The following is a 14,105-nucleotide window of genomic DNA, read 5'->3' as shown; positions in this document are numbered from 1 at the left end:
CCGCGCTGGGGTGCGCAGCAGCCCTAAAAACTCAGCCCGCCGATACACCGCATGAGGAGGGCTTGGCCCTCCTGCGCGGGCAAGCTCGCTTGCTACTTGCGCGCCGCCTCCCAGGATTTGAGCAGTTCGCCATAGGCCACGGTTTCACCCTTGGGTTTTTCGTTGGCCAGTTTCGGCTTGGGCGCACCGGGTTGGTCGAACCAGTATTGCGCGTCCCGCTCCGGGTTCATTTTCGGCCCGCAGGTCGGTTGCACCTTGGAGCGCTCAAGCCGGGTCATGATCGCGTCCTGGTCCTTGGCCAGGCCATCGAGGGCTTGTTGCGGGGTTTTCTCGCCGCTGGCCGCCTCCGAAATATGGCTCCACCACAGCTGCGCCAGGCGCGGATAGTCCGGCACGTTGGTGCCGGTCGGCGTCCATTGCACCCGCGCCGGGCTGCGGTAGAACTCCACCAGCCCGCCGAGTTTCGGTGCCAGGTCGGTCATGGCCTGGGAGTTGATGTCCGACTCACGGATCGGCGTCAAGCCGACGATAGTTTTCTTCAGCGACACGGTTTTCGAGGTCACGAACTGCGCGTACAGCCACGCCGCCAACTTCTGTTTTTCCGGGGTGGATTTGAGGAAGGTCCAGGCCCCCACGTCCTGATACCCCAGCTTCATGCCCTCCTCCCAGTACGGCCCGCGCGGCGACGGCGCCATGCGCCATTTCGGCGTGCCGTCGGCGTTCATCACCGCCAGGCCGGGTTTGGTCATGTCGGCAGTGAAGGCCGTGTACCAGAAGATCTGCTGGGCGATGTTGCCCTGGGACGGCACCGGCCCCGATTCGGAGAAGGTCATGCCCGCCGCTTCCGGTGGCGCGTAGGCCTTCATCCAGTCCACGTATTTTTGCGTCGCATAGACCGCCGCCGGGCCGTTGGTATCGCCACCGCGGGTCACGCTCGACCCCACCGGGTGGCAGTCCTCGACGCGAATCCCCCACTCGTCCACCGGCAAGCCGTTGGGCAGGCCCTTGTCACCGCCACCGGCCATGGAGAACCAGGCATCGGTGAAGCGCCAGCCCAGGGAAGGGTCTTTCTTGCCGTAGTCCATGTGCCCGTAAACCCGCTTACCGTCGATCTCCTTGACGTCTTCGGTGAAGAACTTGGCGATGTCTTCATAGGCCGACCAGTTCACCGGCACGCCCAGCTCGTAGCCGTACTTTTCCTTGAACTTAGCCTTCAGGTCCGCCCGCTCGAACCAGTCGGCGCGGAACCAGTACAGGTTGGCGAACTGCTGGTCGGGGAGCTGGTAGACCTTGCCGTCCGGCGCGGTGGTGAAGGAAATACCGATGAAGTCCTTCAGATCAAGGGTGGGAGAGGTGTAGTCCTTGCCTTCATTGGCCATCAGGTCGGTGATGGATTGGGTCTTGCCGTAGCGAAAGTGCGTACCGATCAAGTCCGAATCATTGACCCAGCCGTCATAGATGTTCTTGTCCGATTGCATCTGGGTTTGCAGCTTTTCCACCACGTCGCCTTCTTGCAACAGATCGTGGGTCAACTTGATCCCGGTGATTTCGCTGAAAGCCTTGGCCAGCACCTTGGACTCGTATTCATGGGTGGTCAGGGTTTCCGAGACGACGTTGATCTTCATCCCGCGAAACGGCTCGGCCGCCTTGATAAACCACTGCAACTCCTGCAGTTGCTGCTCCTGGCTGAGGGTGGATGGCTTGAACTCGCTGCCGATCCATTTTTTCGCCGCCTCTTCGTAGGCGTCGGCCCAGGCCGCCGCGCTCAAGGTGCACAGGGCCAGGGCGGCTGCCACTGAAATGCTATGTCGCAGCTTGTTGTTTTTGTCGAACATAGAGACCTCCGGTTTGGGTTTCAGGGCATGCTCGCCGAACTAGCCCCATCGCATCACAGCCAACAGCCACACCAGGGACAGCGCACACGCGCCCCAGATGCTCCAGTCGGTGACGCCAATGACCAGCAAATGCAGGTAGGCGCTGCCGAGAAGACCGATAAACAGGCGATCACCACGGGTGGTGCTGATCGGCAAAAAACCACGCCGTGGCACGCTGGGCGAGCGCAACTCCCAGGTGGTCATGGCCACCAGCACCAGGGCAATGGCGGTGAAAAACAGCGCGGTGGGGGTGGTCCAGGCCATCCATTGCATCATCGTTTCCTCACACCCGGCCCAGGGCAAAGCCCTTGGCCACATGGTTGCGGACAAACCAGATCACCAGCATGCCCGGCAAAATCGTCAGCACCCCGGCCGCCGCCAGCACGCCCCAGTCGATGCCCGAGGCGGACACGGTGCGGGTCATCACCGCCGCGATAGGCTTGGCGTTGACCGAGGTCAGGGTGCGCGCCAGCAGCAGTTCGACCCAAGAAAACATGAAGCAAAAAAACGCCGTCACGCCGATGCCGGAGCCAATCAGCGGGATGAAAATTTTCACGAAGAACCGGGGAAAGCTATAGCCGTCGATGTAGGCCGTTTCGTCGATTTCCTTGGGCACCCCCGACATGAAGCCTTCGAGGATCCACACCGCCAACGGCACGTTGAACAGGCAATGGGCCAGGGCCACGGCAATATGGGTATCGAATAGGCCAATGGAGGAGTACAGCTGGAAAAACGGCAGCAAAAACACCGCCGGCGGCGCCATGCGGTTGGTCAGGAGCCAGAAGAACAAGTGCTTGTCGCCCAAAAAGCGATAGCGCGAGAAGGCGTAGGCCGCCGGCAGTGCCACCCCCAGGGAGATCACCGTGTTAAGGCTTACGTAGTACAGCGAGTTGAGGTAGCCGGTGTACCAACTGGGGTCGGTGAAGATGACCTTGTAGTTGGCCAGGGTGAAGTCCTGGGGAAACAGGGTCAGGCCGCCGAGGATTTCGGTGTTGCTCTTGAAGGACATGTTCAGTAGCCAGTAGATCGGCACCAGCAGGAACAGGATGTAGAGCAGCAACGGCAGGGCTTTTTTCAATGGCATGGCAGGGGCCTCAACGCTGGCTGTCAGCGTGGGTCATGGCGGTGTAGAACAGCCACGACACCAGCAGGATTATCAGGAAGTACACCAGGGAAAACGCCGCCGCCGGGCCCAGGTCGAACTGGCCGACGGCCATCTGGGTCAGGGTCTGGCTGAGGAAGGTGGTGGCATTGCCCGGCCCGCCACCGGTCAGCACGAACGGCTCGGTGTAGATCATGAAACTGTCCATGAAGCGCAGCATCACCGCGATCAACAGCACGCTTTTCATCTTCGGCAACTGGATGTGGCGAAACACCGCCCAGGCCGACGCCCGGTCGATACGCGCAGCCTGGTAGTACACGTCCGGAATGGCCCGCAACCCCGAATAACACAGCAGGGCCACCAGGGACGTCCAGTGCCACACGTCCATCACCAGCACCGTGACCCAGGCGTCGAGGGTGTTGGCCGCGTAGTTGTAGTCGATACCCAGGGCATTGAGGCTCGACCCCATCAGGCCGATGTCGGCGCGGCCGAATATCTGCCAGATAGTGCCCACCACGTTCCACGGAATCAGCAGCGGAATCGCCAACACGATCAGCACCAGCGACGACCAACGGCCCTTGGCCGGCATGGTCAGGGCGATGCCGATGCCCAGGGGGATTTCGATCAGCAACACACAGGCCGAATAGATGAACTGACGCAACAGCGAGTCGTGCAGGCGCGGGTCCAGCAGCACCTGGCGATACCAGTCGGCGCCGACAAAATAGCGGCTGGACTGGTCGAAAATGTCCTGCACCGAGTAGTTGACCACCGTCATCATCGGGATCACCGCACTGAACGCCACCAGCAGGAACACCGGCAATACCAGCCACCAGGCCTTGTTGTTCTGCACCTTGCTCATGGCTGCACCTGCAGCAGGTAGTCGTCGGCATAGACCATCAGCCACTGCGCCGGAAAACTGATGGACGCCCGCCCCTCGGGCAGCGGCTTGTCCTCGGCCAGGCGTACTTTGAGCACCGCGCCGTCCAGGTCAAGGGTGAGCACTTTGTAGGTGCCCAGGTCTTCGACATGCAGGACTCCGGCCTGCAAGGCGTCCTCGCAAGGCTCATCCCACAGGTGAATGAATTCCGGGCGGATGCCGACTTTCAGGGTTTTGTAGGCGGTTTCGCCAATACGCCGCTGTAATGCCTCGGGCAGCGCCAGATGGGTACCGGCGAACCCCACGCCACCGGGCTCGGCCCGCACCTCAATCAGATTCATCCCAGGGCTGCCGATGAAATAGCCGACAAAGGTATGGCTAGGGCGCTCGAACAGTTGCCGCGGCGTACCGAACTGCACGATCTGCCCGCCATACATCACGGCGATCTTGTCGGCGAAGGTGGACGCTTCCAACTGGTCGTGGGTGACGTAGACCATGGTGATGTTGAACTGCTCGTGGATCTGCTTGAGCTTGCGCCGCAGCTTCCATTTCAGGTGCGGGTCGATCACCGTCAGCGGCTCGTCGAACAGGATCGCCGACACGTCGTCGCGCACCAGGCCACGGCCCATGGAGACTTTCTGCTTTTCATCGGCGCTGAGGTTGCGTGCCTTCCTGCCCAGCAACGGCGTGAGGTCAAGCACCTCGGCGATCTCCTGCACCTTAGTGCGCACCTGCGCCTCGGCCATGCCCTGGTTGCGCAGGGGGAAGGCCAGGTTGTCGAACACGGTCATGGTGTCGTACACCACCGGAAACTGGAAAACCTGGGCGATGTTGCGCCGCTCGGGGGTCAACTCATTGACGATCCGCCCGTCGAACAACACCTGGCCCTCGGAGGGGCTGAGCAACCCGGAAATGATGTTGAGCAAGGTGGACTTGCCGCACCCCGAAGGCCCCAGCAGCGCGTAGGCGCCGCCTTGCTCCCAGGTATGGTTCATTTCCCGTATCGCGTAGTCCTCAGGCCCATTGGGCGTAGGGCTGTAGCTGTGAGCCAGGTGCTGCAAGCAGATCTGAGCCATCAGGCGACCCTCGCGATACGCCGCCCTGGCGCCTGGAGCAAGCGCCCCTGGGCATCGAAGACGAAGAGCTTGTGGGTGGGGATGTAGATGCGGATCGGCGCATCGACGTCGTACTCGTGCACGCCGGGCAGGTGCAGCACCAGCAGGAAATGCTCGTTGCGCACGTGCAGGAAGGTTTCCGAGCCGCTGATTTCCGCCACCTCCACGGTGACCGCCAGCTCCAGGTCGTCATCGTTGCCAGGCAGCAGCGAGATATGGCTGGGGCGCACGCCAAAGCGGAACTCACCCTCGCCCACCGGGCGCAAGTCGAGGTTAAGGGGGAAATGCACGAAGTTGGCGAAACTCACCTCATTGCCCGCTATACGCCCCGGTATCAGGTTAATCGGCGGCTCGGAAAACAGTTCGGCAGCCAGCACCGTGCGTGGCTGGTGATAGACCTCGGCGGTCGGGCCGCTCTGGACCACCCGGCCCTCGTGCAAAATCGTGGTCGTGCCGCCCAGGGCCAGGGCCTCGTTGGGCTCGGTGGTGGCGTAGATGGCAATGGTATGGCGCGCCTGGAACAACTCGCGCATCTCCTGGCGCAGTTCTTCGCGCAACTTGTAGTCGAGGTTGACCAGGGGTTCGTCGAACAGGATCAACCCAGCGTCCTTGACCAGGGCCCGAGCCATCGCCGTGCGCTGCTGCTGGCCACCGGAAAGCTCCAGTGGATAGCGCGGCAAGAACTTCTCGATACGCAGCATGCGCGCCGTTTGCAGGACTTTTTCCTCGATCACCGCCACCGCTACGCCGGCCTGGCGCAGGGGCGAGGCGATGTTCTCGAACACCGTCAGGGTCGGGTAGTTGATGAACTGCTGGTAGACCATCGACACATTGCGCCGGCGCACCGGTTGGCCGGTAACGTCGATCTCGTTCATCAGCACCCGGCCGCTGTCGGGCCGGTCCAGGCCGGCCATCAAGCGCATCAGGCTGGTCTTGCCGGATAAGGTACGGCCCAGCAGCACGTTGAAGGAACCGGGTTCAAACCGCAGCGAACAATCGTCGATCCATACCTGGCCTTCGACGGTGCGGCAGACGTGCTCCAGGGTCAGGGACATGGCTGGGCCTTTTATGCTTGCAGTTAAGCGACCGCAGCCACACAGCGACATTCATGCCAAAAATCGCAAGCCATTGATCCTGCATGTTTTTCCCGCAACCCAGGGAACACCGCTGTTCGAGGCTGAACACAAATGAACAGTGGCCGCTGAACACTTGAACAGTGCGCGGTTTGACAATGAACAATCCTGAACAACACTCCATGGACGCTTTTGCACGCTTGGCGCCCTAACAACAATAAGAACGTCACTCAGAGGCTGTTCCCATGGCCGCACCGGCTCCACCCCTGCCCCACGACGCCATCGTGCGCGACTCCTGGTCGCGCTGCCGGGCCTTCGGCCTCAGCCATCAGAGCGCACCGTGCTTTGAGCCGCCGGCAGAGCCGGCCCTCGCCCAACTGTTGGAAAGCCACCAACCCCTGGTCCACATCACCCGCCAGGAGGTGCTGCCTTATTACGAAAACATCCTGAGTAACTCCAACTGCCTGATGATGCTGGCCGACCGCCAGGGCCAAGTACTCACGGCCTGGGGCACCCAGCGTTTTATCCAGCCGGCCCTGGCCCGAGGCTTCCAGGCCGGGGCCAGTTGGCGCGAATGCAGTACCGGCACCAACGCCATTGGCACCGCGCTGGCCTGCGGCCAAGCGGTGCATATCGAGCACGATGAACACTTTCTCAAGGCCAATCGCTTCATGACCGGCTCGGCGGCGCCGATTTTCGACGCCGCCCGCCAGGTGATTGGCGTATTGGACGTGTCCAGCGACAGCTACCTGCCGCCCTCCCACACCCTGGGCATGGTGCGGATGATGAGCCAGAGCGTGGAAAACCGCCTGATCCTCGACCTGTTCCACGACGAACACTGGCAGCTGACCTTTAACACCGGCCCCAACAACCTTGACAGCCAATGGGCCGGGTTGCTGGTGTTCGACGAGGACGGCCGGGTGTTGGCAGCCAACCGCCGCGCCGACAACCTGTTGGGCGTGAACCTGGCCCAAGGCCAAGTCGATTACCTGTTCAACGTCGCCCTGGCCGAGTTACGCAACCACGGCGATGGCCTGCCCTTCGCCCTGCACGCCGCTGGCCGCAGCCGCTTCCAGTGCCTGCTCAAACGCCCGCGGCCCAAGCCCGCGCCCCGCCAACCCGCGCCGGCCGCCGCGCACCTGGGCCTGGACAGCCTGCACGGCGGCGACCCGCGCATGGAAAAAGCCGTGCGCCAGGCCGAACGCCTAATTGAAAAAGACATTCCCCTGCTGATCCATGGCGAGACAGGCGTGGGCAAGGAAGTCTTCGTCAAGGCCCTGCACCAGGCCGGCTCACGTCGGGCAAAACCGCTGATTGCCGTGAACTGCGCGGCGATCCCCGCCGAACTGGTGGAGTCGGAATTGTTTGGCTATGAGAAAGGCGCATTCACCGGCGCCCACCACAAGGGCAGCATCGGCCTGATCCGCCAAGCGGACAAAGGCACCTTGTTTCTCGATGAAGTCGGCGATATGCCGCTAGCCACCCAGGCGCGGCTGCTACGGGTGCTGCAGGAGCGCTGCGTGCAACCGGTGGGCTGTAGCCAGTTGTACCCGGTCGATATTCGCATCCTGTCGGCAACCAACCACCCATTGCGCGAGCAGGTACAGCAGGGCCGCTTTCGCGAAGACCTGTACTACCGCATCGGCGGCCTGACCCTGCAACTGCCGCCGCTGCGCGAGCGCACCGACAAACAGGTGCTGTTCACACGTCTGTGGGAACAGCACCGCGAACCCCATCAGTGGGCCGGCCTGAGCCCCGAAGTGCTGGAACTGTTCGAGCGCCACCCCTGGCCCGGCAACCTGCGCCAGGCCAGCAGCGTGATCCAGGTGGCCCTGGCCATGGCCCAACACCAGCCGATCCGGGTGGAGCATCTGCCAGACGAGTTCTTGCTCGACCTGCACATGGCGCCACACGACACCCCGCCATTGCGGCCGATCGACCTCAACGACCCTCAAGCCCTGGCCCGCGAACTGCAAGCCACGGGCGGCAATATCTCCCACCTCGCCAGACGCCTGGGGGTCAGCCGCAACACGCTGTACAAGCGGTTGCGCCAGATGCGTTAGCGGTTTTGGCCCATAAACAGGCTGTCGGGAAGTCGGCCTGAAAATGGTCATCGCGGGCTCGCGCGCGATGGCAGAAGCCACCACACCCCAAAACCCGAGCCTTCAAACCAAAAAAAACCCGCACAAGGCGGGTTTTTGTTGGCGGCGAGGCTGGCGATCAGTCCGCCAGGCGCCAGGTCGTGCCGCCCTTGCCGTCTTCCAGCACCACGCCCAGGGCGGTGAGCTGGTCGCGGATGCGGTCGGATTCGGCCCAGTCCTTGTTGGCGCGGGCGTTCAGGCGCGCCTGGATCAGCGCGTCAACCTGCGCTGCGTCCACCCGGCCTTCGGCACCGGCCTGAAGGAAGTCGTCGGCTTCAAGCTGCAACACCCCCAGCACGCAGGCCAGTTCCTTCAGGCGTGCGGCCAAGCCAGCCGCGGCGTCCAGGTCGCTCTCGCGCAGGCGGTTGATCTCGCGCACCATCTCAAACAGCACGGCGCAGGCTTCCGGGGTGCCGAAGTCGTCGTTCATCACCTGGGTGAAACGCTCGACAAACCCTTCGCCACCGGCCGGCGCCACGTTCGGCAGGCCTTTCAACGCATGGTAGAACCGCTCCAGGGCGCCCTTGGCGTCCTTGAGGTTGTCTTCGGAGTAGTTGATAGCGCTGCGGTAGTGGCTCGACACCAGCAGGTAGCGCACCACTTCCGGGTGGTACTTGGCCAGCACGTCGCGAATGGTGAAGAAGTTGTTCAAGGACTTGGACATCTTCTCGCCATTGATGCGGATCATGCCGCAGTGCATCCAGGCATTGGCGTAGGTCTTGCCGGTGGCGGCTTCGCTCTGGGCGATTTCGTTCTCGTGGTGCGGGAACTCCAGGTCGCTACCGCCGCCATGGATGTCGAAGGTCTCGCCCAGGCAGCAGGTGGACATCACCGAGCATTCGATGTGCCAGCCCGGCCGCCCGGCGCCCCACGGCGACTCCCAGCTCGGCTCGCCGGGCTTGGTGGCTTTCCACAGGACGAAATCCAGCGGGTCCTGCTTCGACTCGTCGACCTCGATCCGCGCGCCGATGCGCAGGTCTTCGATCTTCTTGCGCGACAGCTTGCCGTAGCCCATGAACTTGGCGACGCGGTAGTACACGTCGCCATTACCGGGGGCGTAGGCGTAACCCTTGTCGATCAGGGCCTGTATCATCGCGTGCATGCCCGGGATGTGGTCCGTGGCCCGCGGTTCCATGTCGGGCTTGAGGATATTGAGGCGGGCCTCGTCCTCGTGCATGGCGGCGATCATGCGCTCGGTGAGCGCGTCGAACGACTCGCCGTTTTCGTTGGCGCGGTTGATGATCTTGTCGTCGATGTCGGTGATGTTGCGCACGTACGTCAGGTCATAGCCGCTGAAACGCAACCAGCGGGTCACCAGGTCGAAGGCGACCATGCTGCGGCCATGGCCGATGTGGCAGTAGTCGTACACGGTCATGCCGCACACGTACATGCGCACCTTGTTGCCATCGAGCGGCTTGAAGGCTTCTTTGCTCTTGGTGAGCGTGTTGTAGATCGTTAGCACGTTAGCTTCCTTGAATCACTGACCCCAGGAGTCACGCAGGGTCACGGTACGGTTGAATACCGGGTGACCGGGTTTCGAGTCCTTGATATCCGCGCAGAAGTAGCCTTCGCGCTCGAACTGGAAACGGTCTTCCGGCTGTGCATTGCCAAGCGATGGCTCGGCACGACAACCGGTGAGGACCTGCAGGGAGTCAGGGTTGATGTTGTTCAGGAAGCTTTCGCCGTCTTCGGCCTTCTCCGGGTTGGCGGAGCGGAACAGACGGTCATACAGGCGCACTTCGCACTCGACGCTGGCGGCGGCCGGCACCCAGTGCACCACGCCTTTCACCTTGCGCCCTTCGGGGTTTTTACCCAGGGTTTCGGGATCATAGGAGCAACGCAGTTCGACGATGTTGCCCTCGGCGTCCTTGATCGCTTCGTCGGCGCGAATCACGTAGCTGCCGCGCAGGCGCACTTCACCGGCCGGTTCCAGGCGCTTGTAGCCTTTTGGCGGTTCTTCCATGAAATCGTCGCGGTCGATGTAGATCTCGCGGGCAAACGGCAGTACGCGCACGCCCATGTCTTCTTTGGGGTGGCACGGCAGTTCGAGGTTCTCGACCTGACCTTCTGGGTAGTTGGTGATGACCACTTTCAGCGGGCGTAGCACGCACATGGCGCGCGGGGCGCTGTGGTCGAGGTCGTCACGGATGCTGAATTCCAGCATGCCGAAATCGACGATGCCATCGGAACGGTTGGTGCCGATCATTTCGCAGAAATTGCGGATCGACTTGGGCGTGTAGCCACGGCGGCGGAAACCCGAAAGCGTGGACATGCGCGGGTCATCCCAACCGTGGACGTGCTGCTCGTCCACCAACTGCTTGAGCTTGCGCTTGCTGGTGATGGTGTAGTTCAGGTTCAGGCGGCTGAATTCGTACTGGCGCGGGTGCGCGGGCACCGGCAGCTTGTCCAGGAACCACTCGTACAGTGGACGGTGGCTTTCGAATTCCAGGGTGCAGATCGAGTGGGTGATGCCTTCGATGGCGTCCGACTGACCGTGGGTGAAGTCGTAGTTGGGGTAGATGCACCAGGTGTCGCCGGTCTGGTGGTGGTGGGCGTGGCGGATGCGGTACATGATCGGGTCGCGCAGGTTCATGTTCGGCGAGGCCATGTCGATCTTGGCCCGCAGCACCCGGGCGCCGTCCGGGAACTCACCGGCGCGCATGCGGGCGAACCAGTCCAGGTTCTCTTCTACCGAACGCTCGCGGAACGGGCTGTTCTTGCCCGGCTCGGTGAGGTTGCCGCGGTACTCCTTGGCTTGCTCGGGGGTCAGGTCGCAGACATAGGCGTTGCCGGACTTGATGAGCTCCACCGCCCAGTCGTGCAGTTGCTCGAAATACTGCGAGGCGTAGCGCACTTCGCCGGACCACTCAAAGCCCAGCCACTTGATGTCGCTCTGGATGGCGTCGATGTATTCCTGGTCTTCCTTGGCTGGGTTGGTGTCGTCAAAACGCAGGTGCGTGACGCCACCGAACTCTTGGGCCACGCCGAAGTTCACACAGATCGACTTGGCATGGCCGATGTGCAGGTAGCCGTTGGGCTCCGGCGGAAAGCGGGTGACGATCTGAGTGTGCTTGCCCGAGTCCAGGTCCGCCTGGATGATCGGGCGCAGGAAGTTGACCGGCACGGCTGGGCCGGTCTTGGCATTCGAGGTCGGGTCGACAGTGGGCTTGCTCATAGGATCCTTGGGCGTACAGGTGCTTGGCCTTCATGGGGCCGGACAAAACAAAGCGGCTATCATAGCCGATGCTGTCAAGCCGCTGACAGAGAAGCCCGGTAAAACAGCCGCGTTTAATGCATCTGTTTTGAAAAACCCCCTCGAAATCCACGCCGGCCACGCTAAACTGCGCAGCCTGCGCCGCTGGCGGCTAAACCGGTTGGGGGCCCGCGCCCCGAAACCCATGCATTCATTGAACGAGTAGCGAACATGACCCAAGTCAAACTGACCACCAACCACGGCGACATCGTGCTGGAGCTGAACGCCGAGAAAGCCCCGATCACCGTGGCCAACTTCATCGAATACGTAAACGCCGGCCACTACGAAAACACCGTATTCCACCGCGTCATCGGTAACTTCATGATCCAGGGCGGCGGTTTCGAACCCGGCATGAAAGAAAAGAAAGACAAGCGCCCAAGCATCCAGAACGAAGCCGACAACGGTCTTTCCAACGACAAGTACACCGTCGCCATGGCCCGCACCATGGAGCCGCATTCGGCCTCCGCGCAGTTCTTCATCAACGTCGCCGACAACAGTTTCCTCAACCACAGCGGCAAGAATGTGCAGGGTTGGGGTTATGCCGTGTTCGCCAAAGTGATCGAAGGCACTGACGTGGTCGACAAGATCAAGGGCGTGGCTACCACCATGAAATCCGGCCACCAGGACGTACCGGCCGAAGACGTAGTGATCGAGAAAGCCGAGATCATTGAGTGATATTGCTGATTTCAGATTTGCATCTGGAAGAGGAGCGCCCGGACATTACCCGGGCGTTTCTGGATTTGCTCGGCGGGCGTGCCCGCTCGGCCCAGGCGTTGTACATTCTGGGCGACTTTTTTGAAGCCTGGATCGGCGACGACGCCATGACGCCGTTCCAGCGTTCCATCTGCCAGGCGCTGCGGGACTTGAGCGACCATGGCACCCAGATTTTTCTGATGCACGGCAACCGCGATTTCCTGCTGGGCCAAGCGTTCTGCAAGGCCGCTGGCGCCACCTTGCTCAAGGACCCCAGCGTCGTGCAACTCAATGGCGAACCGGTGCTACTGATGCACGGCGACAGCCTGTGTACCCGCGATATCGGCTATATGAAGCTGCGCCGCTACCTGCGCCACCCCATTACCCTGTTTATCCTGCGTCACCTGCCCCTGGGCGCCCGCCACAGGCTGGCGCGTAAACTGCGCAGTGAAAGCCGTGCGCAAACCCGCATGAAAGCCAACGACATCGTTGATGTCACCCCTGAAGAAGTGCCGCGCATCATGCAGCACTACGGGGTCAAGACCCTGGTTCACGGCCACACGCACCGCCCCGCCATCCACAAGTTGCAACTGGGCGAACACGCCGCCAAGCGCATCGTACTGGGAGACTGGGACAAGCAAGGCTGGGCATTGCAGGTGGATGAGCAAGGGTTCCAACTGGCAGCCTTCGATTTCGTCAAACCGCAGCCCGGCGCCTGACACTTGCGCTTGCACAGGCGAGCATCATGGCACCCCCATTATCAGTACACCGCTGCCGCTGATGGCCCCGGCGGCCGGTAGGGAGCCCGCTCGCCTAACGAGCGTGAATGTCACATCGTCGCCCCCGCTGCTGTTGGTAATCTGAGTCAGGAACGAACCGTTCACCCGAACCGCCGACCCGCCACGAACCATTGCCGTGCCCACATCCGCATTGCTCATGCTCAACAGGCGGTCATTGAACGCTGTGGGGGTTCCTTTATACGTAATGGTGATCGGCGAGGTAATCCCGGGCTGCGGGCAGGCGTAGGTAAGTCTGCGGCTGCTGCTAATGGGACTGCTCAGTGGATCGGTGCCGATTGCCCTCTGGTGGACGTCGCCGAAGTTGATCTCGATCGGGTTGTTATTGTTGATGGTGCAAGTTGAGGGTGAGACGGTGAAGTTGTTGTTGGCAATGTACCTGACCGCAAGACTCACCGAACGGTTATCTTCATTGTTGGTCTGGGTCATACGTAACAAGCCGAGGTTGTCCCCTACTCTAATGTCGATAGGATTGCTCGGATTGTTACGCATCAAAATGTAAGGCGTAACATTGATGGGATAAGCAATTGCATTGTCAGGCATCGAAATCACCCTAATGCCAATAGGAACAGGGCTGTTTTGGAACGTTCCGTTTACTCGTAATCCAGTGCCCTCTAGAGCGAATTTGGGGCCAGGTTCCCAAGGGGTCCCGGCATTGCTGCCAGTTGCCCAATAGTCTACCCCCCAAGATGGAGTCTGGGGACCGATCGTGTAGCGACACTCGAGCCGCGCCCCTTCGAGCAAGATATACGGCTGGGCCGTATCCAATCGGACATTTACGGGAACCTCAAGATTTATATTCCCGGTGATTAACGTGGTCCAGGGTCCGCCATTCACACGGCAATCAACGGCTCTCGCGATCGGCGTAACACATATCAGGACGAGAAGCACAATGGCTGTATTTAGTCGTTTCATGTTGATCTCTCGTTGCTCTTCTATCCGAACACCTCCCAGCGAACATCAGCCCGCACGTTAAAGCCGCCCAGAAGAGAGTTGAGGTTTGTCTTAGGCTGTTTGTCTATGTATGACGGTTCACAGCTACGGATAATCCAGGGCGGCGGCAAAAACTGAGTGCAACACCTGACCTTTCCGGTACGGTGCTGCCCCTATGTCCTATTCCGAACTCAGCGTTGAAGAACGCGCCACCATTCAAATCGGCAATGCCCAAGGCTTCAGCCTG

The 14,105-nt window shown here is 61.4% G+C and carries 12 protein-coding genes; 3 read left to right on the top strand and 9 right to left on the bottom strand.

Annotated elements, in window-relative coordinates:
* Positions 1-92: 92 nt before the first annotated feature.
* The 6 genes from AC19YR_RS13455 to AC19YR_RS13430 are packed head-to-tail and all read right to left on the bottom strand — an operon-like array spanning position 93 to position 6,023.
* Positions 93-1,835, bottom strand: coding sequence for an ABC transporter substrate-binding protein (locus tag AC19YR_RS13455; protein ID WP_095109964.1), 1,743 nt, complete (start codon positions 1,833-1,835; stop codon positions 93-95).
* 39 nt (positions 1,836-1,874) lie between these two features.
* The gene (locus AC19YR_RS13450; RefSeq protein WP_500598799.1) at positions 1,875-2,147 is read right to left on the bottom strand and encodes a DUF2160 domain-containing protein; all 273 of its coding nucleotides are present in this window, start codon (positions 2,145-2,147) and stop codon (positions 1,875-1,877) included.
* A gap of 10 nt (positions 2,148-2,157) precedes the next feature.
* Positions 2,158-2,958 (bottom strand): carbohydrate ABC transporter permease, encoded by an 801-nt coding sequence (locus AC19YR_RS13445; protein ID WP_095109966.1) that lies wholly within the window; start codon positions 2,956-2,958, stop codon positions 2,158-2,160.
* Between the two features lie 10 nt (positions 2,959-2,968).
* A complete protein-coding gene (locus AC19YR_RS13440) occupies positions 2,969-3,835 on the bottom strand; it encodes a carbohydrate ABC transporter permease (protein WP_095109967.1) in 867 nt (288 codons plus the stop codon).
* On the bottom strand, positions 3,832-4,929 hold the full coding sequence (locus AC19YR_RS13435) for an ABC transporter ATP-binding protein (protein ID WP_500598798.1): 1,098 nt from the start codon (positions 4,927-4,929) through the stop codon (positions 3,832-3,834). The genes AC19YR_RS13440 and AC19YR_RS13435 overlap by 4 nt, the downstream gene beginning before the upstream one ends.
* The gene (locus tag AC19YR_RS13430) at positions 4,929-6,023 is read right to left on the bottom strand and encodes an ABC transporter ATP-binding protein (protein WP_500598797.1); all 1,095 of its coding nucleotides are present in this window, start codon (positions 6,021-6,023) and stop codon (positions 4,929-4,931) included. The genes AC19YR_RS13435 and AC19YR_RS13430 overlap by 1 nt, the downstream gene beginning before the upstream one ends.
* Before the next feature lie 263 nt (positions 6,024-6,286).
* On the opposite strand from AC19YR_RS13430, the gene AC19YR_RS13425 reads away from it, so the two are divergent.
* Positions 6,287-8,104 (top strand): sigma-54-dependent Fis family transcriptional regulator, encoded by a 1,818-nt coding sequence (locus tag AC19YR_RS13425; protein ID WP_500598796.1) that lies wholly within the window; start codon positions 6,287-6,289, stop codon positions 8,102-8,104.
* 157 nt (positions 8,105-8,261) lie between these two features.
* Here the strand turns inward: AC19YR_RS13425 and cysS are convergent, their stop codons facing one another.
* Together cysS and AC19YR_RS13415 are read right to left on the bottom strand one after the other, a co-directional pair.
* Positions 8,262-9,644, bottom strand: a complete 1,383-nt coding sequence (cysS, locus tag AC19YR_RS13420) for a cysteine--tRNA ligase (RefSeq protein ID WP_500598795.1) — start codon at positions 9,642-9,644, stop codon at positions 8,262-8,264.
* A gap of 15 nt (positions 9,645-9,659) precedes the next feature.
* On the bottom strand, positions 9,660-11,357 hold the full coding sequence (locus tag AC19YR_RS13415) for a glutamine--tRNA ligase/YqeY domain fusion protein (RefSeq protein ID WP_500598793.1): 1,698 nt from the start codon (positions 11,355-11,357) through the stop codon (positions 9,660-9,662).
* Positions 11,358-11,606: 249 nt separating this feature from the next.
* Between AC19YR_RS13415 and AC19YR_RS13410 the strand changes: the two genes are divergently transcribed.
* Both AC19YR_RS13410 and AC19YR_RS13405 read left to right on the top strand, forming a co-directional pair.
* Complete coding sequence (locus AC19YR_RS13410) at positions 11,607-12,110, top strand: peptidylprolyl isomerase (RefSeq protein ID WP_095109973.1); 504 nt, start codon at positions 11,607-11,609, stop codon at positions 12,108-12,110.
* Entirely contained in the window at positions 12,107-12,847 is a 741-nt protein-coding gene (locus AC19YR_RS13405; RefSeq protein ID WP_095109974.1) for a UDP-2,3-diacylglucosamine diphosphatase, read from the top strand. The genes AC19YR_RS13410 and AC19YR_RS13405 overlap by 4 nt, the downstream gene beginning before the upstream one ends.
* 24 nt (positions 12,848-12,871) lie before the next feature.
* Here AC19YR_RS13405 and AC19YR_RS13400 read toward each other — a convergent pair whose 3' ends face one another.
* Positions 12,872-13,840, bottom strand: coding sequence for a fimbrial protein (locus AC19YR_RS13400; protein ID WP_095109975.1), 969 nt, complete (start codon positions 13,838-13,840; stop codon positions 12,872-12,874).
* Between the last annotated feature and the right edge of the window lie 265 nt (positions 13,841-14,105).

It is taken from the genome of Pseudomonas sp. MF08817 (genome assembly GCF_059862705.1).
The sequence above is the reverse complement of the archived record's forward strand: the minus strand, read 5'-3'. Positions and strand labels throughout refer to the sequence as shown.

Bases quoted from the DNA above. Each gene is read 5' to 3' on its own strand.
- AC19YR_RS13455 (WP_095109964.1), bottom strand. From the start codon at position 1,835: ATGTTCGACAAAAACAACAAGCTGCGACATAGCATTTCAGTGGCAGCC.
- AC19YR_RS13450 (WP_500598799.1), bottom strand. From the start codon at position 2,147: ATGCAATGGATGGCCTGGACCACCCCCACCGCGCTGTTTTTCACCGCC.
- AC19YR_RS13445 (WP_095109966.1), bottom strand. From the start codon at position 2,958: ATGCCATTGAAAAAAGCCCTGCCGTTGCTGCTCTACATCCTGTTCCTG.
- AC19YR_RS13440 (WP_095109967.1), bottom strand. From the start codon at position 3,835: ATGAGCAAGGTGCAGAACAACAAGGCCTGGTGGCTGGTATTGCCGGTG.
- AC19YR_RS13435 (WP_500598798.1), bottom strand. From the start codon at position 4,929: ATGGCTCAGATCTGCTTGCAGCACCTGGCTCACAGCTACAGCCCTACG.
- AC19YR_RS13430 (WP_500598797.1), bottom strand. From the start codon at position 6,023: ATGTCCCTGACCCTGGAGCACGTCTGCCGCACCGTCGAAGGCCAGGTA.
- AC19YR_RS13425 (WP_500598796.1), top strand. From the start codon at position 6,287: ATGGCCGCACCGGCTCCACCCCTGCCCCACGACGCCATCGTGCGCGAC.
- AC19YR_RS13415 (WP_500598793.1), bottom strand. From the start codon at position 11,357: ATGAGCAAGCCCACTGTCGACCCGACCTCGAATGCCAAGACCGGCCCA.
- AC19YR_RS13410 (WP_095109973.1), top strand. From the start codon at position 11,607: ATGACCCAAGTCAAACTGACCACCAACCACGGCGACATCGTGCTGGAG.
- AC19YR_RS13400 (WP_095109975.1), bottom strand. From the start codon at position 13,840: ATGAAACGACTAAATACAGCCATTGTGCTTCTCGTCCTGATATGTGTT.